The organism is Streptomyces atratus (assembly GCF_014648655.1).
Lineage (GTDB): Bacteria > Actinomycetota > Actinomycetes > Streptomycetales > Streptomycetaceae > Streptomyces > Streptomyces atratus.
The window spans coordinates 25,329-46,578 of record NZ_BMRN01000038.1; the positions used below are offsets into that span (position 1 = coordinate 25,329).

The 21,250-nt window shown below is 68.9% G+C and carries 22 protein-coding genes and 1 riboswitch; of the genes, 10 read left to right on the top strand and 12 right to left on the bottom strand.

Going from position 1 to position 21,250, the window contains the following annotated elements:
• Positions 1-66: 66 nt before the first annotated feature.
• The 3 genes from nagA to IEZ15_RS34670 form a co-directional block, all read right to left on the bottom strand.
• Positions 67-1,221, bottom strand: a complete 1,155-nt coding sequence (gene nagA, locus IEZ15_RS34660) for an N-acetylglucosamine-6-phosphate deacetylase (RefSeq protein ID WP_189280891.1) — start codon at positions 1,219-1,221, stop codon at positions 67-69.
• A complete protein-coding gene (locus tag IEZ15_RS34665; RefSeq protein ID WP_189280892.1) occupies positions 1,221-2,153 on the bottom strand; it encodes an ROK family protein in 933 nt (310 codons plus the stop codon). Before IEZ15_RS34665 ends, nagA begins: the two co-directional genes overlap by 1 nt.
• Before the next feature lie 114 nt (positions 2,154-2,267).
• Positions 2,268-3,176: an SIS domain-containing protein gene (locus IEZ15_RS34670; RefSeq protein ID WP_189280893.1), complete on the bottom strand. Its 909-nt coding sequence runs from the start codon at positions 3,174-3,176 to the stop codon at positions 2,268-2,270.
• A 296-nt stretch (positions 3,177-3,472) separates the two neighbouring features.
• Between IEZ15_RS34670 and IEZ15_RS34675 the strand changes: the two genes are divergently transcribed.
• Positions 3,473-4,735 (top strand): ABC transporter substrate-binding protein, encoded by a 1,263-nt coding sequence (locus tag IEZ15_RS34675; protein ID WP_444545165.1) that lies wholly within the window; start codon positions 3,473-3,475, stop codon positions 4,733-4,735.
• A 39-nt stretch (positions 4,736-4,774) separates the two neighbouring features.
• Entirely contained in the window at positions 4,775-5,041 is a 267-nt protein-coding gene (locus tag IEZ15_RS34680; protein WP_189280894.1) for a DUF3263 domain-containing protein, read from the top strand.
• A gap of 12 nt (positions 5,042-5,053) precedes the next feature.
• Here the strand turns inward: IEZ15_RS34680 and IEZ15_RS34685 are convergent, their stop codons facing one another.
• Positions 5,054-5,245 carry a hypothetical protein gene (locus IEZ15_RS34685; protein WP_189280895.1) on the bottom strand — a complete coding sequence of 64 codons (192 nt, stop codon included), beginning with the start codon at positions 5,243-5,245 and terminating at the stop codon, positions 5,054-5,056.
• Positions 5,246-5,529: 284 nt separating this feature from the next.
• Between IEZ15_RS34685 and otsB the strand changes: the two genes are divergently transcribed.
• Positions 5,530-6,408, top strand: a complete 879-nt coding sequence (otsB, locus tag IEZ15_RS34690; protein ID WP_189280896.1) for a trehalose-phosphatase — start codon at positions 5,530-5,532, stop codon at positions 6,406-6,408.
• Positions 6,409-6,471: 63 nt separating this feature from the next.
• Here the strand turns inward: otsB and IEZ15_RS34695 are convergent, their stop codons facing one another.
• On the bottom strand, positions 6,472-7,512 hold the full coding sequence (locus IEZ15_RS34695; protein WP_189280897.1) for an ArsR/SmtB family transcription factor: 1,041 nt from the start codon (positions 7,510-7,512) through the stop codon (positions 6,472-6,474).
• Between the two features lie 518 nt (positions 7,513-8,030).
• Here IEZ15_RS34695 and IEZ15_RS34700 point away from each other — a divergent pair.
• Positions 8,031-8,624: a L,D-transpeptidase family protein gene (locus IEZ15_RS34700; RefSeq protein ID WP_189280898.1), complete on the top strand. Its 594-nt coding sequence runs from the start codon at positions 8,031-8,033 to the stop codon at positions 8,622-8,624.
• 75 nt (positions 8,625-8,699) lie between these two features.
• Positions 8,700-9,098, top strand: a complete 399-nt coding sequence (locus tag IEZ15_RS34705; RefSeq protein WP_189280899.1) for a hypothetical protein — start codon at positions 8,700-8,702, stop codon at positions 9,096-9,098.
• Positions 9,099-9,242: 144 nt separating this feature from the next.
• Here the strand turns inward: IEZ15_RS34705 and IEZ15_RS34710 are convergent, their stop codons facing one another.
• Positions 9,243-10,637, bottom strand: a complete 1,395-nt coding sequence (locus tag IEZ15_RS34710) for an alpha,alpha-trehalose-phosphate synthase (UDP-forming) (protein WP_189280900.1) — start codon at positions 10,635-10,637, stop codon at positions 9,243-9,245.
• 44 nt (positions 10,638-10,681) lie between these two features.
• Complete coding sequence (locus IEZ15_RS34715) at positions 10,682-11,632, bottom strand: glucosyl-3-phosphoglycerate synthase (protein ID WP_189280922.1); 951 nt, start codon at positions 11,630-11,632, stop codon at positions 10,682-10,684.
• A 153-nt stretch (positions 11,633-11,785) separates the two neighbouring features.
• A riboswitch (SAM riboswitch) is annotated at positions 11,786-11,913 on the top strand.
• Between the two features lie 18 nt (positions 11,914-11,931).
• On the opposite strand from IEZ15_RS34715, the gene thrC reads away from it, so the two are divergent.
• From thrC to groL, 4 genes are all read left to right on the top strand, one after another.
• Positions 11,932-13,233: a threonine synthase gene (gene thrC, locus IEZ15_RS34720; protein WP_189280901.1), complete on the top strand. Its 1,302-nt coding sequence runs from the start codon at positions 11,932-11,934 to the stop codon at positions 13,231-13,233.
• A 30-nt stretch (positions 13,234-13,263) separates the two neighbouring features.
• Entirely contained in the window at positions 13,264-13,542 is a 279-nt protein-coding gene (locus tag IEZ15_RS34725) for a MoaD/ThiS family protein (RefSeq protein ID WP_072487929.1), read from the top strand.
• 422 nt (positions 13,543-13,964) lie between these two features.
• Positions 13,965-14,171: a cold-shock protein gene (locus IEZ15_RS34730; RefSeq protein WP_003967346.1), complete on the top strand. Its 207-nt coding sequence runs from the start codon at positions 13,965-13,967 to the stop codon at positions 14,169-14,171.
• A 319-nt stretch (positions 14,172-14,490) separates the two neighbouring features.
• A complete protein-coding gene (gene groL / locus IEZ15_RS34735; RefSeq protein ID WP_093540313.1) occupies positions 14,491-16,113 on the top strand; it encodes a chaperonin GroEL in 1,623 nt (540 codons plus the stop codon).
• Between the two features lie 166 nt (positions 16,114-16,279).
• Here groL and IEZ15_RS34740 read toward each other — a convergent pair whose 3' ends face one another.
• From IEZ15_RS34740 to IEZ15_RS34750, 3 genes are all read right to left on the bottom strand, one after another.
• Positions 16,280-17,521, bottom strand: coding sequence for an esterase/lipase family protein (locus IEZ15_RS34740; protein WP_189280902.1), 1,242 nt, complete (start codon positions 17,519-17,521; stop codon positions 16,280-16,282).
• A 124-nt stretch (positions 17,522-17,645) separates the two neighbouring features.
• The gene (locus IEZ15_RS47355) at positions 17,646-17,879 is read right to left on the bottom strand and encodes a hypothetical protein (RefSeq protein WP_373302685.1); all 234 of its coding nucleotides are present in this window, start codon (positions 17,877-17,879) and stop codon (positions 17,646-17,648) included.
• Between the two features lie 56 nt (positions 17,880-17,935).
• Entirely contained in the window at positions 17,936-18,829 is an 894-nt protein-coding gene (locus tag IEZ15_RS34750) for a hypothetical protein (protein WP_373302686.1), read from the bottom strand.
• A 408-nt stretch (positions 18,830-19,237) separates the two neighbouring features.
• On the opposite strand from IEZ15_RS34750, the gene IEZ15_RS34755 reads away from it, so the two are divergent.
• On the top strand, positions 19,238-19,702 hold the full coding sequence (locus tag IEZ15_RS34755) for an RICIN domain-containing protein (RefSeq protein ID WP_189280903.1): 465 nt from the start codon (positions 19,238-19,240) through the stop codon (positions 19,700-19,702).
• A 69-nt stretch (positions 19,703-19,771) separates the two neighbouring features.
• On the opposite strand, the gene IEZ15_RS34760 is transcribed toward IEZ15_RS34755, so the two are convergent.
• Complete coding sequence (locus tag IEZ15_RS34760) at positions 19,772-19,990, bottom strand: ferredoxin (RefSeq protein WP_189280904.1); 219 nt, start codon at positions 19,988-19,990, stop codon at positions 19,772-19,774.
• Positions 19,991-19,995: 5 nt separating this feature from the next.
• Positions 19,996-21,186 carry a cytochrome P450 gene (locus IEZ15_RS34765; protein ID WP_114245838.1) on the bottom strand — a complete coding sequence of 397 codons (1,191 nt, stop codon included), beginning with the start codon at positions 21,184-21,186 and terminating at the stop codon, positions 19,996-19,998.
• Positions 21,187-21,250 lie beyond the last annotated feature (64 nt).

Here is a 21,250-nt window from a genome sequence, read left to right on the forward strand (position 1 = left end):
CCAGACCTCCGGACCAACCGCCGTCTCTTCGTTACGTATTCGACCCACTGTCAATAACGGGCCAAATCAACCGATCTGTGGATCGATGATCCATTCGCCCTTGCGCATGACGCCCTTGAGCGCGAAGTCCGCGTCCAGGACCACCAGGTCCGCGTCCTTGCCCGGCTCCAGCGAGCCGACCTTGTCGTACACGCCGAGCAGCCGTGCCGGGTTGGCGGAGATGGACTGCACGACATCGCCGACCGGGAGCCTGTCGATGGTCACGGCCCGGTGGAACGCGGTGTCCAGGGTGAGCGTGGAGCCCGCGATCGAGTTGCCCTCGACCAGCCGGGCGACGCCGTCCTTGACCTCGACCGCGAGCGGGCCGAGCTGGTACCGGCCGTCGCCGAAGCCGGCCGCGTCCATGGCGTCGGTGATCAGCGCGACGCGGTGGGCGCCCGCGTGGTGGTAGGCCAGCTCCAGGGCGGCGGGGTGCAGATGTGTACCGTCGTTGATCAGCTCGACGGTGATCCGCTCGTCCTCCAGGAGGGCGGCGATCGGGCCGGGCTCGCGGTGGGCGAGCGGCGGCATCGCGTTGAACAGGTGCGTGGCGACGGTGGCGCCCGCGTCGATCGCCTCGACGGTCTGCTCGTACGTCGCGTCGGTGTGCCCGATCGCGGCGATCACCCCGTGCTCGGCGAGCAGCCGCACCGACTCGATGCCGCCCGGGAGTTCGGTGGCGAGCGTGAACATCTTCGCGGTGCCGCGCGCCGCGTCCATCAGCTTGCGGACCTCGGCCGGGTCCGGGTGGCGCAGCAGATCCTCGCTGTGCGCGCCCTTGCGGCACGGTGAGATGAACGGCCCCTCGAAGTGGATACCGGCCAGGTCACCCTGCTCGACCAGCTCGGACAGGACACCGGCCCGCTGGGCGAGGAAGTCCATCTCGCCGGTGACGGTGGAGGCGACCAGTGTGGTGGTGCCGTGCTCGCGGTGGGTGCGGATACCGGTGAGGACCTCGTCGACGGTGCCGGAGGTGAAGGACGCGCCGCCGCCGCCGTGGTTGTGCATGTCGACGAAGCCCGGGACCACCCAATGGCCGCTCAGGTCGACGGTCCGGGCGCCCTCCGCCGCACCGCCGACGATCCGGGTGCCCTCGACGACCACCCGGCCGTCCTCGACGGTCCCGGTGGGAAGCACCACCCGGGCACCTGCGAGAACTGTGCTGTCTGCGCGTTTGGCCATCAGGCGGATACCTCCGTGGAGAGAAGATCCCAGGCGAGCAGCCCTGCGCCCAGGCATCCGGCGGTGTCCCCGAGGGCCGCCGGGACGATGTGGGGCAGCTTCTGGAACGTGACACGTTCCTCGACGGCCGCACGGAGTGGTGTGAACAAGGTTTCCCCGGCCTCGGCGAGACCGCCACCGATGATGAGCGTGCTGGGGTCGAGCAGCGTCAGCGCGGTGACCAGTCCGGCGGCGAGCGCGTCGACCGCGTTCCGCCAGACCTCCACGGCCGCCGGGTCGCCCGACTCCACGGCCTTCGCGCAGTCCGCGGCGTCCGCCGTCGGATCGCCGGATGCCGCGGCCCAGGCCCGGGTCACCGCGGAGGCGGACGCCAGGGTCTCCAGACAGCCGCGCTGGCCGCAGCCGCAGTCGGGGCCGTCCGGCCGGACCACGATGTGGCCGATCTCGCCCGCGTACCCGTGCGCGCCGGACTCGATGGTGCCCGCGATGCCGATGGCCCCGGCGATCCCGGTGCCCAGCGGTACGAAGAGGAAGCGGTCGGCGCCCTTGCCCGCGCCGATCCGGCCCTCGGCGAGTCCACCGGTGCGCACATCGTGGCCGAGTGCGACGGGGACACCGCCGAGCCGCTTGCCGAGCAGTTCCCGCATGGGTACGTCGCGCCAGCCCAGGTTCGAGGCGTAGACCGCGATCCCGTTCTCGGCGTCGACGATGCCGGGCACGGCGACACCGGCCGCGACAGCGCTTTCGCCGAGGTGCTCCTCGCCGTACGCCCGCAGGTCCGCGGCGAAGGTGAGGATCGACTCCACGACGGCATCGGGACCGCGTTCTCTGCCGGTTGCCCGCCGCGCCTCGTGGAGCAGGGCGCCGTCGGCCCCGACCAGTGCGGCCTTCATTCCGGTGCCGCCCACATCGAGGGCGATGACGTGTTTCACGGGAAACAGTTTCGCCCGACGGACCCCAATAGGTCTAGTCCACTCTCGCGGTTTGTTGCGTATCCATACAAAATCGCGCCCGCGGCCCCGCGGCAGTGGACCGGAACAGCGGGCTCAGGACGAAAGGATCACGCTGCGCGAGAGATTGCGCGGGTGGTCCGGGTCGTACCCCTTCGACTCCGCGAGCTCGACGGCCAGCCGCTGGGCCCGGATCAGATCAGCCATCGGGTCCGCGGTGGCATGCGCGACCAGTGTGCCGCCCACCTGTGCCACATCGCCGGCGAGTCCCTCCGGCAGCGGACCGAACACCCATGCCACGCGGTGCGGTCCGGTGATCGAGATCGGGCCGTGGCGGTACTCCATGGCCGGGTACGACTCCGTCCAGGCGCCCGCCGCCTCACGCATCTTCAGTCCGGCCTCCTGGGCCAGGCCGTACGTCCAGCCGCGCCCCAGGAACGTCCACTGCTCGGCCGAGACCACCGCCTCGTCCAGCGGCTCCGTCACCGCGAGCTCCGCGTCGACCGCGGCGGCGGCGACCGTCTTCACCCCGGCCGGAAGCGGACCCGACGCCTCCAGGCCGGCCCGCAGAAAGGCCAGCGCGGTGGTGGCGAAGCGGGTCTGGACGACCGACTCCTCGTCCGCCCAGTCCAGTACGGCCACCGTGTCGGCGGCGTCCATGACCGGCGTCTTCGGGTCGGCGGTCAGTGCGACGGTGGTGACCCTGCCGCGCAGCTCGCCGAGGAGTTCCAGCACCTCGGTCGTCGTACCGGAGCGGGTGATCGCCACCACCCGGTCGTACGGACGCCCGGCCGGGAACTCCGACGAGGGATATGCGTCCGTCTCGCCCTGACCGGCCGCCTCGCGCAGCGCCGCGTACGCGATCGCCATGAACCAGGAGGTGCCGCACCCGGTGACGGCGACCCGCTCACCCGGCCGCGGCAGCCCGTCGAACGCTGCCCCCGCCTCTGCGGCACGCCGCCAGCAGTCGGGCTGGGTGGCAATTTCTGATGCGGTACGGGACATGCTGGACGGCTCCTTGCGGCGTGGAACGGTAACGATGCGGGCGGTGCGGCACAGCAGCGGAGCAAAGGTCTGGACCATGAAGAGCCTTGCGCCGAAACCTACTTAGCAGTCGGCGCAGGTCAAGGGCAATGCCTTCGGGCGTCAACCGGGCGCGGGTCCCGGTGCGTTGCCAAAGCGATACGCCGATGGTGTAGACCTTCGACGAGCGCTCGGGGGAGGATCGCAGTTCATCCGGAGGCCCCCACGAGGACGTGGCCGGCGCGGATGACGCAAATGAACGAGGACGGAACTGGGCTGTGCAGCGGCGCTACTTGGGACTGATGGCGGCTGTGGCCGCACTGGGATTGACGGCAACGTTATCGGGATGCGGCGGCAGCGAATCGGGGGATGTCACCCTCAAGCTCGTCGCGGCGGACTACGGCAACAGCGCGGCCAACAACTCCAAGAAGTACTGGGCCGGGCTCGTGAAGGGCTTCGAAGCGTCCCATCCCGGCATCAAGGTCGATGTCAGCGTCTATTCGTGGAAGGACGTCGACCGCAAGGTCGCCGATATGGTGAAGAAGGGGCAGGCCCCCGACATCGCCCAGATCGGCGCGTACGCCGACTATGCCAAGGCCGGCAAGCTCTACCGGGCCGACGAGATGCTGAGCATCCCCACCCAGGCCAACTTCCTGCCGCACCTCGCCGACGCGGGCAGCGTGGACCGGACCCAGTACGGACTGCCGTTCGTCGCCAGCACCCGACTGCTCTTCTACAACAAGAAGTTCTTCGCACAGGCGGGCCTCGATGCCCCGAAGACCTGGGACGACATACGCAACGACGCGGCGGTGCTCGATCAGCGCGGTGTGACGTACCCGCTCGCGCTGCCGCTCGGTCCGGAGGAGTCCCAGGCCGAGGCCATGATGTGGCTGCTCAGCGGGGGCGGCGGCTACATCGGTGACGTCGGCTCGTACGAGATCGACTCGGTCGAGAACGTCAAGACGTTCGACTGGCTGAAGACGAACCTGGTCGACAAGGGCCTCGTGGGCCCCGTCGCCCCCGGCAAGCTCGACCGGGGCAAGGCGTTCGACGCGTTCACGCGCGGCAAGGTCGGCATGCTGAACGGTCACCCGACGCTGATGCAGGAGGCCGAGAAGAAGGGCGTCTCCGTCGGCATGGTGCCGCTGCCCGGCATCGACGGCCCCACAAAGGGGTCGATGGGCGTCGCCGACTGGATCATGGGCTTCAAGCAGCGCGGCCACCGTGTGGAGACGGGCAAGTTCCTCGACTATCTGTTCACCGACAAGAACGTCATCGACTTCGCCGACGAGTACGACCTGCTGCCGGTCACCGACAGCGCTTCCGCAGCGATGGAGTCCGATCCCGAGTACAAGCCGCTGCGGAAGTTCCTGGCCGCGCTGCCGAACTCGGAGTTCTACCCGGTCGGCAAGACGTCCTGGGCTCGGGTCAATGAGTCGATCAAGGAGAACATCGGCAACGCGTTCGCGCCGAACGAGAGCCCCGAGAGCGTGCTGGGGAAGATCGCACAGGACGCGAGGGCGGCTGAGGAAGCGGAGTGACGGGCGGCGGCTCTCCGGCCGGGCGATATGTTGGCTGATATGACCGCCCCTGCGAATGGCCCCGACGACACGGACGGCTCCGTCGGCCTCTCCGCCAGGGACCGTGCCGTGCTCGCCGTCGAACGGCAGTCGTGGGCCGGGCCCGGGGCGAAGGAGCGCGCGATCCGCGAACGGCTCGGCATCTCGCCCACGCGCTACTACCAGCTGCTGAACGCGCTCCTCGACGACCGCCGCGCGCTGGAGGAGGACCCGGTGACGGTGAACCGCCTGCGCCGGGTCCGCGACGCGAAGCGGGGGCGTCGCTGAACCCGCACCCTCTCAGCGGGAGACGGTGATCACGACGGGTTCCGCGGTGCCGGTGACGCGCAGCGCCTCGACGAAGACTTTCGTGGTCCAGGCTGCCGCGTCCAGGAACCACACGGGCACCCGGCAGCGGAAGGCCGGCGCCCGGCGCATCCCTTCGGTCTGCATTTCGCCGGTCAGCGGCAGGGCCAGGCCCGGGAGGTCCACATCGGTGGTTTCCGGCTCGAGGAGGCGCCTGCCAGGAGACCCGCCATCACCGTGCAGAGGACAAGAGACGCGCGCATCAGGGTTGCTCCCGGTGGGACGGGGGACTGGTGCCTTGATCGCTGTCCGCGCTCCATAAGCGCTATGTGTAGATCTGGGGTTGTTTGTCCGGTTGAAGTTTCGCACTCGCGCGACAGCCGGCCGCTGCGGTCCGTCACGCTCGGACGCCGCCCGTATGCCACGTCGCCCATGGCTGTGCCCGGCGGTACGCCTATAGGCTCGGCCCCATGGGCAGCAATCCGCACGTACCCGCGCCGAGCGAGATCCCGTCCGAGCTCCCGACCCCCACCACCCCACTCGGCCGAGAAGCCCTGGCCGCGATCCTCGCGCGCCCGGACCGTGCCGTCGTCGCGCTCGATTTCGACGGGACCCTCGCCGACATCGTCCCGGACCCGGAACAGGCCCGCGCCCACCCCGGCGCCGTCGACGCGCTCGTCGCGCTCGCCCCGAAAGTGGCCTCCATCGCCGTGATCACCGGCCGCCCGGCCGGCGTCGCGGTCCGGCACGGCGGCTTCGCCGGAGTACCGGGACTCGACCACCTCGTCGTCCTCGGCCACTACGGCGCCGAACGCTGGGACGCCGTCTCCGGCACCGTCCACGCCCCCGCCCCGCACCCCGGTGTGGCCGCGGTCCGCGCCGAACTCCCGGGCGTGCTCGACCGGTTCGATTCGTGGCACGGAACCTGGATCGAGGAGAAGGGCCGGGCGCTCGCCGTCCACACCCGCCGCGCCGCCGACCCGCAGGCCGCGTTCGAGGCCCTGCGCGGCCCCCTCGGCGAGCTCGCCGCCCGGCACGGGCTGATCGTCGAACCGGGCCGCCTGGTCCTGGAGTTGCGCCCGCCGGGCATGGACAAGGGTGTGGCGCTCGCGCAGTACGTACGGGAGTTGGACGCCGAGTCCGTTCTGTACGCGGGTGACGACCTGGGTGACCTCGCCGCGTACGCCGCCGTGGAGAAGCTCCGCACCGAGGGCCCCGACGGCACCCCGGGCCTGCTGGTCTGCAGCGGCAGCGCGGAAGTGCCCGAACTGGCCGAGCGGGCCGATCTGCTGCTGAACGGCCCGGGGGCCGTGGTGGGCTTCCTCTCGGCCCTGGCACAACACCTCTAGGTCACACCTGGAGTTCCGCACGATCGCATTCGCAACCCGTCCAGTACCGGGACACAGGCATCCTCAACGACGATGAGCGGGGTCTGCGAGATCCGGACGGCCGTTCAGCATGGCGGAACCGAGGGGGGTCAGCGCGTGCAGGACGGCGCTGCCGTGGCGGGTGGTGGAGATGAGTCCGGACTGTCGTAACACTGTGGCGTGCTCGCTGGAGGTGGCCGGGGAGACCGAGAGGAGTTCGGCGAGCCGTCCGGTGGTACAGGGGGCGCGGCTGATGGCGTCGAGAGCTTGGGCGCGGGTCCGTCCGAGGAGAGCGGCCAAGGCGCGGTGGGTTCCGCTCCCGGGCTCGGTGAACATGCCGGCAGAGTCGGAAACGCTGCGGATGACGGGGATGAACAGCACGGCCGGGGCCTGGTCGTCCGTCGCGCTGGTGTAAGTGATGGGCCGTGTGTGGCAGAAGGCGGAAGGCACCAGCGTGAGACCTCGGCCGCCCAGAGTGACCTCCCCGGTCAGCGCGCCGCGTCCGATCTCCAGTACCGGAGAGCGCCAGCGGAAGCCCGGCGGCAGCCCCGCGAGCATTGCCTCGACACCGGAATTCGCCAGGATGCGGGCGTGGCTGGTCTGTTCCGACTGAAGTCGTGACTGTATGCGCGACCAGTGGGGGGCCACGGCGACGCGGTGATAGTCGTGGAGGAAGCGCACCAGTTCCTGACGAGCGGCACGGTCGTGGCCGACGTCCGCCCACGACGTTTTGGCCCAAGGAGCGGTGAGCCCGGAGTAGAAGGCGAGGGCGGCGACAGCCCCTGCGAGTTCGTCCCGCACGTGGTCCGGGCGGGCTGCCCTGAGGGCTTCCAGGCCTTCCTCCATCGACTGGGCGGGCCCGGTGACGGTGAACAGGTCCAGGGCCCCGCCGCAGAAGAGCGCCGAGGCAGGGTGAGTGGGTGCTTCCGATGCGCGGGATACGCGTCGGCGCCATCCCCCGTACAGCGCCTCGGTGTTGCTCTGCCGCAGGGTCGTCAGGCTGAAGAGCGTCTCCCCGAGGGGTCCCCAGGTGGTCAGGATTCTCGTCCTGGCGAGGTCTTCCGATGTGAAGTGGATACGCAGCATGTAGAACCTTTCATTCGTGCTGTCCTCGAACCACCAGTCTTCTCTTTCTTCCTGCGGTCGCAAGGAACCTTCAAGTCCGGCTGCTGCTTGGTGAGTTCGTGTGGGAGCCGGTCCCGGTGAGGCGCTTCGGCCAGGACCGAAAAGGCTGGCCGGCCGTGTCGTGCGCGAGCAGGATTGCGGTCGAAGCAGTCGCGGCGCACGGACTGAGGACGGGCGGCCGGCTGTTGTGGCGAGTTGCTTTTGGGGTGCCACACATGTGGCCGCGGCACTGAGAGAGAAGGAGACGAAACCACGGTCGCCCGCAGCCCCCTGCCTACTCGGTCTTGCCCGCCCCCGAGCATTTCGGGTGACGCGAGAACGCGCTGACCGGCAAGGCTTCCTTCGCGTTGCTTCGGATCTCCCACGACAGGCTGCGACGCCTGAGCAACGCCTCATCCGCATGCGGCCTTCCCCATCGAGGTCGAACAGACGCGATGGATGAACGCTTCCGCAACCAGCTGCCCATAAGGAGGGCTCCAGTGAACCTGAATGCACACGTCGTACCGTTCGTCCTTGCCACCGTCCTTGCCGCGGGACTGAGCGCGACGTCGACACCGTCGGCGCAGGCGCGAGAGGAGAGAGGCACATCGGCCGCCGTCACCGATGCCCACTACCTGCGCTTCAACAAGGGAACGGTCACCAACTCCCGTCTGGAGCTGGTGAAGCGGGTGCCCGGACGCGACAAGGTGATCAAGCAATGGAAGGCCGGGTCCGGGCAGGTCACGAACGAGTGCACGGTCGGCAGGGGATGGCTGCCCAACGCCGACGCCCGGCACCCGTACGCCATTCAGTGGCACCGCAAGAACTTCGACGGCATCATCAACGGCCTCGTGATCAAGCTTTCGGACAAGGTCTGCAAGAACGGACGCACCAAGCGCACCGAACTGTTCATCCACAGCGAGATGAAGCCGAACGGGCAGCAGGGAAAGGTCGAATCCGAGAAGTGGACCAACAGCAACCCCAACGACTACTTCTCCAACGGCTGCATCAAGTTGAACCCGCGGGACATCAAGGACCTGTTCTCGCGGCTGGACCGTATGGGCTGGCCCAAGAAGCTCTACGTCGTCGCCTGACCGTCGCAGGAAGTGTCCCGGCCGTGCACGGGGGTGGGCCGGGGCGCATCGAACCAAAGCCGAGGAGGAACAACCATGCGAACACATTCCGTCTTCGCCGGAGCGGTGCTGGGCGCCGTGATGGTTCTGGGTACGGCAGCCGCACCGGCGGTCAACGCTCTGCCCGCCGGGGCCGGCGCCGCTGCCAAGTCCGCGGTCACCTGTGGCAACGCCCACTGGCCGCACCGCAACGTCGACCGTGGTTCCGGCAAGGTCAAGCCCGCTTACGCAGCTGCGCGGACGGGACCGTACGGCGCCTGCACCAAGGTCGGGGACGTCTCCCAGCGCACCAAGGTCTCGTACGACTGCTACACCAAGAACCGATACGGCAGCAAGTGGACGTGGGTGAGGGACCCCGCTTCCGGCCGGAGCCTCGGCTGGATGTACGGGGGTCACCTGGACGACGGCGGCGCCACCAAACGCTGTCCCCGATAGTGCCTGCGTCCGCGCCTCAGCAGGCTTAGGCGTGCAGTCGAGGGCCTGCCCAAGGACCGGGGCAGGCCCTCATCCGGCCACGGGGGGCGCGAGCTGAGCCCGGCGCTGCCACGTCGTGTCCTCAGTCGCCGGACGGGTTCGTTCTCAAGCCTCCTGCCGCAGCGCGTCCAACTGGTCCAGGAACCACTGCTGCGGCGGCAGCGCCACCGCCGCCGCGGCCAGCCGCTCCGTGCGTGCGGCCCTTTCGTCGTCCGCCATCGTCAGAGCCTCGTGCAGCGCCGCCGCCGTCGCGGACACGTCGTACGGGTTCACCACGACCGCGTCGCTGCCCAGCTCCTCGTATGCCCCCGCCTCCCGCGACAGCACCAGCGCGCAGCCGTGGTCGGAGACGATCGGGACCTCCTTGGCGACCAGGTTCATGCCGTCGCGGATCGGGTTGACGAGCGCCACGTCGGCCAGCCGGTACGCGGCGAGCGAGCGGGCGAAGTCGTCCTTGACGTGGAGCACGACCGGCGTCCAGCCCGCCGTGCCGTACACGGCGTTGATCTCGTCGGCGACCCGCTGCACCTCGGCCGTGTAGTCGCGGTACACCGCCAGATCCTGCCGCGAGGGGTACGCGAAGGCGACATGGACGACGCGCTCACGCCATTCCGGCCGCTCTTCGAGGAACTCGCGGTACGCGAACAGGCCGCGCACGATGTTCTTGGACAGTTCCGTTCGGTCCACTCGTACGATCGTCCTCCGGCCGGGGCCGACCTGCTCCCGCAGCGCCGCCATCCGCTCGTCCACGTCCGCCTCGTGTGCGCGCCCGCGCAGGAAGTCCGCGTCCGCGCCGAGCCCGTGCACCCCGATCCTGGTCCGGCCGGTGCCGCCCAGGATCTCCGTACAGCAGCCGATGAACGCGTCCGCCCAGCGCCGGGTCAGGAAGGCCGCCCGGTCCGCGCCCAGGATGCCGTGCAGCAGCTGCTCGGCGATGTCGTCGGGAAGCAGGCGGAAGTAGTCGACGGGGGCCCACGGGGTGTGCGAGAAGTGGCCGATCCGCAGGTCGGGGCGGAGCTCGCGGAGCATGCCGGGCACCAGCGCCAGGTGGTAGTCCTGCACCAGCACCGCCGCACCCTGGTCCGCCTCCTCGGCGAGCGCCTCGGCGAAGGCCCGGTTGTACGTCTCGAACGACGCCCACTGCCGCCGGAACTCCGCGTCGAAGACCGGCTCCAGCGGCGTCTGGTACAGCATGTGGTGGACGAACCAGAGCACCGAGTTCGCGATGCCGTTGTACGCGTCCGCGTGGACGGCCGCGTCGATGTCGAGCATCCGTACGCCCTGCTCGCCGACCCCGCGCCGGATCGCCTCCCGGTCCCCGTCACCGAGCGCGGCGCACACCCACAGCTTGTCCTTGACGGCGCTCAGCCCGGAGACGAGCCCGCCGCCGCCGCGCTTCGCGTCGAGCGATCCGTCCGTGGCGAGGGTGTACGACACCGGGCCGCGGTTGGACGCAACGAGGATCTGGGCAGCGGACTGGGCTTCGTACGCGGAGACCATGTTGCGAAATCTAGCCGGATCACGAACGGCCCAAACGTGCGAAGTCAGGCCGCCCGGCGCGAAACGTACTCCTCGATCTCGCGCATCGGGGGGCGCTCCTCGGTGTCCACCGCATGGGTGCGCGGCACGAAGCCGTCCTCGCCGCGCTCGAACTGGGTGAGCGAAGGCCGCACCAAGTGACCCCGGGACAGCCGGAGCTGAGCGGTCCGGTAGATCGTCGCCGCCATCCGGCCGAGCGCCTGCCCGTCCTGGTGACGGTGTTTGCGCACCCCTACGTCGACCTGGGCCAGCGCGTCCAGACCCACCGTGTGCAGCGCATCGACCAGGAGGCCCAGTTCCACTCCGTAGCCGACGGGGAAGGGCAGCCGTTCGAGGAGGGAGCGGCGTGCTGCGTACTCCCCGCCCAGCGGCTGGACGAAACCGGCCAGCTGAGGCCAGTGCAGATTGAGCAGTGGACGGGCCACCAGTTCGGTGACGCGACCCCCCTGACCTGCGGTGTCGCCGAAGGGGCGGTCGTACATCGCCTTCACGAACTGCACGTTCGGTTCGGTCAGCAGCGGGCCGACGATGCCGGAGACGAAGTCCGCCGAGAAGTCCTTCAGATCGGCGTCGATGAAGCAGACGATGTCACCGCCGGTCACCAGGAGCGACCGCCACAGCACCTCGCCCTTGCCGGGCACGGCGGGTATCCGGGGGAGTATCTCGTCCCGGTGCACCACCCGGGCGCCGGCCTCCCGGGCCACCTTCGCGGTGGCGTCCGTGGAACCGGAATCGATCACCACGAGTTCGTCGACCAACTGGACCTTCTCCATCAGCTCGCGCCGGATCGTCGCGACGATCCGGCCGACCGTCGCCTCCTCGTTCAGCGCGGGCAGTACGACGCTCACGCTCCCGCGGCGCGGGTCCCTGGCCTTGGCGGCCAGGATGCGGTCCAGCGGGCGGTCGGCGGCCGACCAGGAACGCCTGGCCAGCCAGCGTTCGACCTCTTCCAGCACGGTCGATACTCCCTGTATGTGATCCATCTCGCGGTTCGGACGACTATCTCAACTGTCCGGTGCTTCGGTTACAGTCTTGAACAACGCGGATGGCCGTCGCATGTCGGGGTCAGTCCGCCAATAAATGCCTGGATCGATGATCCAGTGCCACAGCGCTCATCCAGAGGGACTGAGGGAACGGCCCGTTGAAGTCCCGGCAACCCTCCTGCCGACCGCGAGGTCACGGTGGGGAAGGTGCCAATTCCGTCTTGTGGCGAAACGCGTCGCAAGGAAGATGAGGAGAAAGGGCCTCCGCCATCATGGCCGTGCAGACCGTTGCAGTAAGCACCGATTCTTCCGCCGAAGCTGTCGACCTCGGACCCGCCGCGGCGCTTTCCTGCCGCGAGTGCGGCGAGCGTTTCGAGCTCGGCCCCATTTTCGCCTGCGCGTCCTGTTTCGGGCCGCTCGAAGTGGCGTACGACCTGCCGAGCGGCTCCCCCGAGGAGCTGAAGAAGCGCATCGAGGGCGGACCCGACAACATCTGGCGTTACGCGCCGCTGCTGCCGGTCCCCGCCGATGTCGCGGACAAGCCCAACATCAACCCCGGTTTCACCAAGCTGGTCAAGGCCGACAACCTCGCCCGCGAGCTGGGCGTCACCGGCGGCCTGTACGTCAAGGACGACTCCGGCAACCCGACGCACTCCTTCAAGGACCGCGTCGTCGCCATCGCCGTCGAGGCCGCCCGCGCCTTCGGTTTCACCACCCTCTCCTGCTCCTCCACCGGCAACCTCGCCGGTGCGGTGGGCGCCGCCGCCGCCCGCGCCGGCTTCCGCTCCTGCGTGTTCATCCCGCACGACCTGGAGCAGGGCAAGGTCGTCATGGCCGCGGTGTACGGCGGTGAGCTGGTCGGCATCGAGGGCAACTACGACGACGTCAACCGCTTCTGCTCGGAACTCATCGGCGACCCGCTCGGCGAGGGCTGGGGCTTCGTCAACGTCAACCTGCGCCCGTACTACGGCGAGGGCTCCAAGACCCTGGCGTACGAGATCTGCGAGCAGCTCGGCTGGCAGCTGCCCGACCAGATCGTCATCCCGATCGCATCCGGATCGCAGCTCACGAAGATCGACAAGGGTCTGCAGGAGCTGATCAAGCTCGGTCTCGTCGAGGACAAGCCGTACAAGATCTTCGGTGCCCAGGCCGAGGGCTGCTCCCCGGTCTCCACCGCCTTCAAGGCCGGTCACGACATCGTGCGGCCCCAGAAGCCGAACACCATCGCCAAGTCCCTGGCGATCGGCAACCCGGCCGACGGCCCGTACGTCCTGGACATCGCCCGTCGCACCGGCGGCGCGGTCGAGGACGTCGACGACGAGCAGGTCGTCGACGCGATCAAGCTGCTGGCGCGCACCGAGGGCATCTTCGCGGAGACGGCGGGCGGGGTGACGGTCGGCGTGACGAAGAAGCTCATCGAGGCCGGTCTGCTCGACCCGGCGCTGACCACCGTCGTCCTCAACACCGGTGACGGCCTCAAGACCCTGGACGCGGTGGCCGCCACCTCGCAGGCGACCGCGACGATCCGCCCGAGCCTGGACGCGTTCCGCGCCGCCGGCCTCGCCGCCGGCTGACCACCCGAGACCGAAGAAAGGCACCCCATCATGAGCGTCAAGGTCCGCATCCCCACCATCCTCCGCACCTACACGGGCGGTCAGGCCGAGGTCCCGGCCGAGGGCTCGACCCTCTCCCAGGTCATCGAGTCCCTGGAGCAGAACCACCCGGGCATCGCCGCCCGCGTCCTGGACGACCAGGGCAAGCTGCGCCGCTTCGTGAACGTGTACGTCAACGACGACGACGTGCGCTTCGAGGGCGGCCTGGAGACGGCGACGCCGGACGGCGCGGGCATCTCGATCATCCCGGCAGTGGCAGGCGGCTGCTGACCGTCCGTCCGATTTCACGGCGTTATCGGAATTGCCCCCTCCGCGAGAGAAGCGGAGGGGGCAATTCTGCATGGTTGAGCGCGGTACAGTGTGGGAAGTCCCCCAAGCTGCCCATGCCGCCCGCATATGAGAATGCGCCCGGCCGCGACAAGAAGCAGCCAAAGTGTTCGATCTCCTTGCGCCATAAGTCGCCTTTGCCCGGCCCGACTTGCCCTGGAATCTCATGAATTCCTCATATTCGGGCGTTCGGTGTTGCCCAGAATTCTCGTCCGATTGACCTGTTGCAGAGGGCAGTTGGGCAGATACATTCGGCCGCGGTCGACGCGTTCCGGCGCACACACCCTCTCCTGTCGGGGGGTGAGTTCTGACCCGGGTCCGCGAAGTGCGGTCCTGTGCAAGGGCCAGTAATAGGGGAGTTAGGCATGGCTCAGGGCACCGTCAAGTGGTTCAACGCGGAGAAGGGGTACGGCTTCATCGCGGTCGACGGTGGTGCGGATGTTTTCGTCCACTACAGCGCGATCCAGATGGACGGGTACCGCACCCTCGAAGAGGGTCAGCGAGTTGAATTCGAGATCTCGCAGGGCCAGAAGGGGCCGCAGGCGGACATGGTCAAGCTCGCCGTCGGCTGAGCTCGACGCGGTCGGCCAACGACACTACTCACGCACGGAGGGCCCGTACCCCTGGGGTACGGGCCCTCCGCGCGTCCGCGTCCGCGGCCACCCGTGAGTGGCTGTCGTTGTCCACATCCCGAGGGGGACGCTTGCACTCCAGGGGGTCGAGTGCTAATCATTGGCGTTAGCACTCTCCAGGTGAGAGTGACAGAACTTGGACCGGGCCGGTGAGGCCCGCAGGTCCGGTGGGGCAAGGAACCACCGGTCACGCAGGCCGTCCGTCGCGGGCGCCACTCGGTCCGGAGAAATCCACCCCTGTCCGGGAGGACCACTTCACATGGCCAAGATCATCGCGTTCGACGAGGAGGCCCGGCGCGGTCTCGAGCGCGGCATGAACCAGCTCGCCGACGCCGTCAAGGTCACCCTTGGCCCCAAGGGTCGCAACGTCGTCCTTGAGAAGAAGTGGGGCGCCCCCACGATCACCAACGATGGTGTGTCCATCGCCAAGGAGATCGAGCTGGAGGACCCGTACGAGAAGATCGGTGCGGAGCTGGTCAAGGAGGTCGCCAAGAAGACGGACGACGTCGCCGGCGACGGTACGACCACCGCCACCGTTCTCGCCCAGGCTCTCGTCCGCGAGGGCCTTCGCAACGTCGCCGCGGGTGCCAACCCGATGGCCCTCAAGCGGGGCATCGAGAAGGCCGTCGAGGCCGTCTCCGCCGCCCTCCTGGAGCAGGCCAAGGACGTGGAGACCAAGGAGCAGATCGCTTCGACCGCCTCCATCTCCGCCGCCGACACCCAGATCGGCGAGCTCATCGCCGAGGCCATGGACAAGGTCGGCAAGGAAGGCGTCATCACCGTCGAGGAGTCCCAGACCTTCGGTCTGGAGCTGGAGCTCACCGAGGGTATGCGCTTCGACAAGGGCTACATCTCGGCGTACTTCGCCACCGACATGGAGCGCATGGAGTCGTCCCTCGACGACCCGTACATCCTGATCGTGAACTCCAAGGTCAGCAACGTGAAGGACCTCCTTCCGCTGCTGGAGAAGGTCATGCAGTCCGGCAAGCCGCTGCTGATCATCGCCGAGGACGTCGAGGGCGAGGCCCTGTCGACCCTGGTCGTCAACAAGATCCGTGGCACCTTCAAGTCCGTCGCCGTCAAGGCCCCGGGCTTCGGTGACCGCCGCAAGGCCATGCTCGGCGACATCGCCATCCTCACCGGTGGCACCGTCATCTCCGAGGAGGTCGGCCTCAAGCTGGAGAACGCCGGTCTCGACCTGCTCGGCCGCGCCCGCAAGGTCGTCATCACCAAGGACGAGACCACGATCGTCGACGGTGCCGGTGACAGCGACCAGGTTCAGGGTCGCGTCAACCAGATCCGTGCCGAGATCGAGAACTCCGACTCGGACTACGACCGCGAGAAGCTCCAGGAGCGCCTCGCGAAGCTGGCCGGCGGCGTGGCCGTCATCAAGGCCGGTGCCGCGACCGAGGTCGAGCTCAAGGAGCGCAAGCACCGCATCGAGGACGCGGTGCGCAACGCCAAGGCCGCTGTCGAGGAGGGCATCGTCGCCGGTGGTGGCGTGGCTCTGCTCCAGGCCTCGGCCGTCTTCGAGAAGCTGGAGCTCTCGGGTGACGAGGCGACCGGCGCCAACGCCGTCAAGCTGGCGCTGGAGGCCCCGCTCAAGCAGATCGCCGTCAACGGTGGTCTCGAGGGCGGCGTCGTCGTCGAGAAGGTGCGCAACCTGGCTGTCGGCCACGGTCTGAACGCCGCGACCGGCGAGTACGTCGACATGATCGCCGAGGGCATTCTCGACCCGGCGAAGGTCACGCGCTCCGCCCTGCAGAACGCCGCGTCCATCGCCGCGCTGTTCCTCACCACCGAGGCCGTCATCGCCGACAAGCCGGAGAAGGCCTCTGCGGCCGCTCCGGGCGGCATGCCGGGCGGTGACATGGACTTCTGATCCTGACGGATCGGTAGTTCCTGTACAGCTTTACCGCATCGACCCCCGGGACCAGCAGGTCCCGGGGGTCGATGTCGTTTCTGTACAGGGCGGAGCGGTGGACGCACCCACGATGCCCGCCGGAGCACCGTGAGCGCGTGATACCCCGCACGACGGAACTGCGTAACTACGGAAGCCGGTCGAGGAGCCAGGTGCAGAGCTCCTCCGTCACGAGGGTGTGCCCCTCGTTGCGGGACGCGAGCTTGAACTCGTCGAGCCCGCCGGTATTCGGCGGGAGCGCGGAGATGTCCTTGTACAGCTCCGCGTCCGTGTCCGGATCGCCTACGTCGACGGCGCTGACGGCCGGCACGAAGCAGTGCGAGCGGATACGTACGTCGGTCTTGAACCCGAGGATGGGGCTGAGGGCGTTGAGCCCGTCGGCGAGGATGCCGAACCCTTCCAGCGAGCCGCCGGGTGCGCCGTCGACCGACGGGAGCCCCGACGTACGCACCTCGTTGGTCTTCAATGTCACCACCCGCAGCTTCGCGACGAGTTCGTTGTCGCCCGGGGACTGGGTGTAGAGCTTGGTGCCCACGACCGAGAGACCCTTGCCCTCCAGGGCCAGTTCGCCGGCCTGCGCATCGGTGCCGGTGCCGTCGGCCACGCCGTTGGCGACACCGATCAGCCGGGGCCGGCGCGGCCATTGGCCGATGGCCTCCATCTCCGAGAGGAACGTGGTGCGCTCGTCGCTCTGGTCCGGCGTCCCGTCCCACTTCTCGATGTGCCGCCACAGCAGCTGACGGGCGGCCGGGCTGTTGATCTGGTCGGAGAACCGGCTGTCGAGATCCTTGATGTAGTGCGCGAACGCCTGCAGCGCGATCGGGATCCAGGCGCCGCGGTGCGGGCTGTCGTACGAGAAGTAGAGAGAGGCCTGGTGGTCGATGCCCTGGCTCTCCATCTTGGCCAGCGCGTGCCGGGTGACGAGCCCGCCCATGCTGAACCCGCCGACGGCCAGTGGAGTGTGGCCCTGCCGCTCCGCGATGGCGTGCAGGATCGCGGCCTGCGCGGTCCGGGAGTTGTCCAGAATCGATGCACTGCGCTCATGGAAGCCGAGAATGATGACGTCGTGTCCCCGGCGGCGCAGTTCGCTGATGAGCGCGTAGTCGCCGAACTCCATGATTTCCCAGGAGAAGTCCAGGCTGCTCGGCCCGGTGTTGAATCCGTCGGCGAAGATCACGGGCCGTGTGAGCCCCGAGTGTCCCTCGCCGTAGTAGACCCAGGCGGTGCCACCCGGCAGGTCCCACACCGTGCTCGGCGGCAGCGGGAGGGCGCCGTGCTTCTCGGCGTCCAGGCGGGGTCCGGGGGCGAGAGTGATGGGGCGCTTGCTGTGGAGCTCCGAGACGATTTGCTCGTAGGTCGGTTCGGACATGGTTCGTTCCCCTTTGGGCCGATTCGTTACAGCGAGTGTCAAGATGAACACGCGGAGTAGCGACCAGGAAGGGGAAGTGGATCAAACCACCCCCAGGTGGGAGCCGGTTTCGGACATCCGGCGGTCAGCGGACGAAGTCCTTGAGCCTGTCCGTGTCGAGGGTGAACCCGACCGGGTCGGGAATTTCCGGCGCCACCCGGGCGAGTTCCTCGAAGTCGTCGATGTGGATCGGGCCGTGCTTGACGAGCAGGTGGCCGTCGAGGAATTCGAGCCTCACTGTTTCCGGCGCGCGGCGGTCGAGCTCCTCGAATTCCTCGACGGACATGTCATCAGGGTGGTCGGCGGTGCTGGGGGTCATGGCTTCGCCTCCTCCCTTCCATCGTGCCCGGCCTTCGTGCCGGATGAGCTGCACGGTCATCGGTATTTCCTCTCGGCTCGTGGGGTCAGAGCTGCCCGGACCTCGTTCATGCGGCTGAGTACGCCCATGGCCGGGACGGTTCCGGCCGGTCCGGCGGGAGCGTCGACGGGGTTGCCCCGGCATGGTCCGCACCGGCCGCCGATCAGGGCCTCCGCACTGCCGGGTGCGCGGCACTCGCTGCATTCGAGGGCGCGCAACACCGTCCGCTGTTGTGCCGGAGTGACCCGTTCGGGTGGCATTTTGTCGGTCAGCCGCCTGCGGACGAGGGCCGCCGCGTGGTGGACGGGGGTGGGGAGGCCGTCGGTGAGGGCGTGCAGGAGCTCCGCCTCGGTGGCGCCGCGCTCGAACCAGTCGGTGACCTGCGGTTCCAGCGCCGCGCAGTCCGCCGCCGAGAGGGTGAGTGAGGGGGCGGTACGGCCCAGTGCGGCCAGCAGTAAGAACGCCCGGGAGCGGGTGGGGTGTTGGTGCCGCCGCTCCGGCGGTACGTCACCCCGGGTGAACGCCGCCCACCAGTCGTCGTCCCGCGCGGTACGGGAGAAGAACGTCCGCGTCACCCAGAGCAGGACCTCGTCATTGGCCGCGCACTCGCTGCCGCGCCGCAGATGCCCGGCATCCTGGAGCCGGTTGAGGGCGGTCCGCAGTGCGCACTGCCCGTAAGGGAGGACCTTGGCCAGCGTCTTCACGGAGATGTCGGCGCCGTCGGGCAGCCGGTCGATGTAGGCCGCGATGGATGCCTCACGGGGCGGCAGATGTGCGAAGTCGCGGTCGGTGCGTGGGCGTTGGGCGGGTGCGGAACGCTTGCCGTAACCCGGATTGGCCATGGGATGCGGGGGCGCGGGCAGGGGTACGTGCGGGGCGCACGGGGCAGCACTAAGCTGGCTGACAGCCATGGGATCGAGTTCCTGTCGATCGTGTTGGTCAGGCCCCTGTTCGGTGTTCCCGCACCGGCAGGGGTCGTTCGTTATTCGGAACGCTAGAGCGTCGCCACCATCCGTGGCAAGCCGGTCACGAAAAGTCAACTGGCCGGGTGGGGAGGGTGGGTGGGAAGTGGCCCACCTCCCGTTCCTCGGAAAGAGCGCTCGGACTTCGCGGCTTGAGCTCCGGGTGAAATGCCCCTGGTGAGGGGGCGTGCGCGTTGATCTGAATGCGCCGGGTGTACTCCGAATGCGCCGCTGCTGAGGGGGTGGATCGGTGGGGGCGCGATGCGGGAAGCGGGGCAAGGGCGGCGAGCTCTTGTGACCTTGGTGTCCGGGCCAGGTGGCCCGTACTTTCCGCCTCGAACTCGTATGAGGAGTCCCGTGCGTATTCGCTCGATCCTGTCGCTGGCCGCGTCCGCCGTCGCGGTCCTGGCGCTCGCCACCCCGTCCCAGGCCGCCGACGACGGCACCTACCTCATCCGTGATGTGCGCAGCGGCGCATGCCTGGCGGGCGGTGAAGGCCCGATGGGCGGTCACATCGAGCCCTGCAGCCCCCGCACCGTGTGGGAGATCCGCAACCAGGGTGACGGCCTGGCCCAGATCGTCGAGGCGCGCGGTGAAGGCCGCTGCCTGGCGCTCTCGCCGATCCGGATCTACCCGCCGGCGGTGTGGGTCGACGAGTGCGGCAGGCAGCCCGACCAGTGGACGATCCAGGGCGAGGCCTCGCAAGGGCCGGTCGCCATCGCCCTCGGCCGGGGCGAGCTGGGCCGCCTGACCACGCAGGGCCACCGCGCGATCCTCAGCTACGACGGTGGGCCCCAGTGGATCCTGGAGCGGCTCGGCTAGGACTGTCCTGTTCGGCGATCACGCAGCCGCCCCGTGCCTGGAACGTCCTTCCAGGCACGGGGCGTTTTCTCACTCGCGGCGCGGGCCGATGACCGACTTCCCGTCGTGCACGGTGATCGCCTGGGCCGGGCAGATGTCGGCGGCGTCCAGGACCCGTTCGTCCGGCTCGATACCGTCCGTCCGCGCCCGGGCGTGCTCGCCGTCCAGAGCGAATACTTCCGGGGCGACCCCGGCGCACATGCCCGACGCCTGGCAGAGCTCTGGATCGACGCGTACGTTCCAGGTCATCCCGGTCACCACCCGACCGGCATGACACGCGGGCCGCGTACCAGCATCTCGGACTTCCACGTCACATCGCCGGCCAGTCGCAGCCCCGGGAAGCGGGTGATGAGCGCGATGAGTGCCTCCTGAAGTTCGAGCCGGGCCAGCGGGGCGCCCAGGCAGTGGTGGACGCCGTGGCCGAATCCGAGGTGCTGGTTGCCCTCGCGGGCGATGTCGAGCACGCCCGGGGCGGTGAACCGCAGCGCGTCGCGGTTGGCGGCGCCCATGGCGACCAGGACCGGACTGCCCGCCCGGACGAGGGTGCCGCCGACCTCGATGTCCTCGGTGGCGTAACGGGGTTGGCCGGCGCCGCTCCCCAACGGTACGAAGCGCAGCAGTTCCTCCACTGCGCCCGGGACGAGGCCGGGATCGGCCCTGAGCCTGGTCAGCTGGTCCGGATGGTCCAGCAGAGTGAGGACGAAGTTGGGGATCTGGGACGCGGTGGTCTCGTGTCCTGCCACCAGGATGCCCACGCACAGATCGACGAGTTCGAGTTCGGAGAGCCGGTCGCCGCCGTCGCGGGCCTCGATGAGTGCCGTCATCAGGTCGTCCTGAGGCGACTTCCGGTGCTGGTCGATCAACTCGGCCATGTAGGCGCGCAGTTCGTCGCGGCTGGCGTCGAACTCCGCGGCCGTGAGGGAGCTGGTCGACAGCGCGTCGTCGCTCCACACCCGAAATCGTGGACGGTCCTCGGCGGGTACGCCCAGCATTCGGCAGATCACCGCGACCGGCAGCGGCAGCGCGAACAGGTCGACCAGGTCCGCGGGCGGTCCGGCCGCCTCCATGTCGTCGAGGAGGCCGGCGGTCAGCTCCCGGACCTGAGGACGTAACTTCTCGATCTGGCGGACGGTGAAAGCCTTGGCGACCAGGGAGCGCAGCCGGGTGTGGTCGGGCGGATCCATGCTGAGAATGCCGCTGTCGCGTCGGCCCTCGGACTGCCGGGGCTCGTCGTGCGAGGCACCCGCGGCCCGGCTGAAGCGCTGGTCGCCCAGGACGAGCCGGGCGTCGGCGTAGCGGGTGACGAGCCAGGCCGGTTCGCCGTATTCCATCTGGACCCGCAAGAGGCCGGGCCGGTCGCGGGCGCGCTCGTAGGCGTCGGCGAGCTGGAGCCCGTCGGGGGTGTTGAAGGGGTAGGCGGTGGGGGTGATGTCTGCTGTCGTCACTGCGGCCTCCGATATGTAAGCAGCTGCTTACAACGTTAGGAGTGTGTCTTTCGGGCGGTCAACG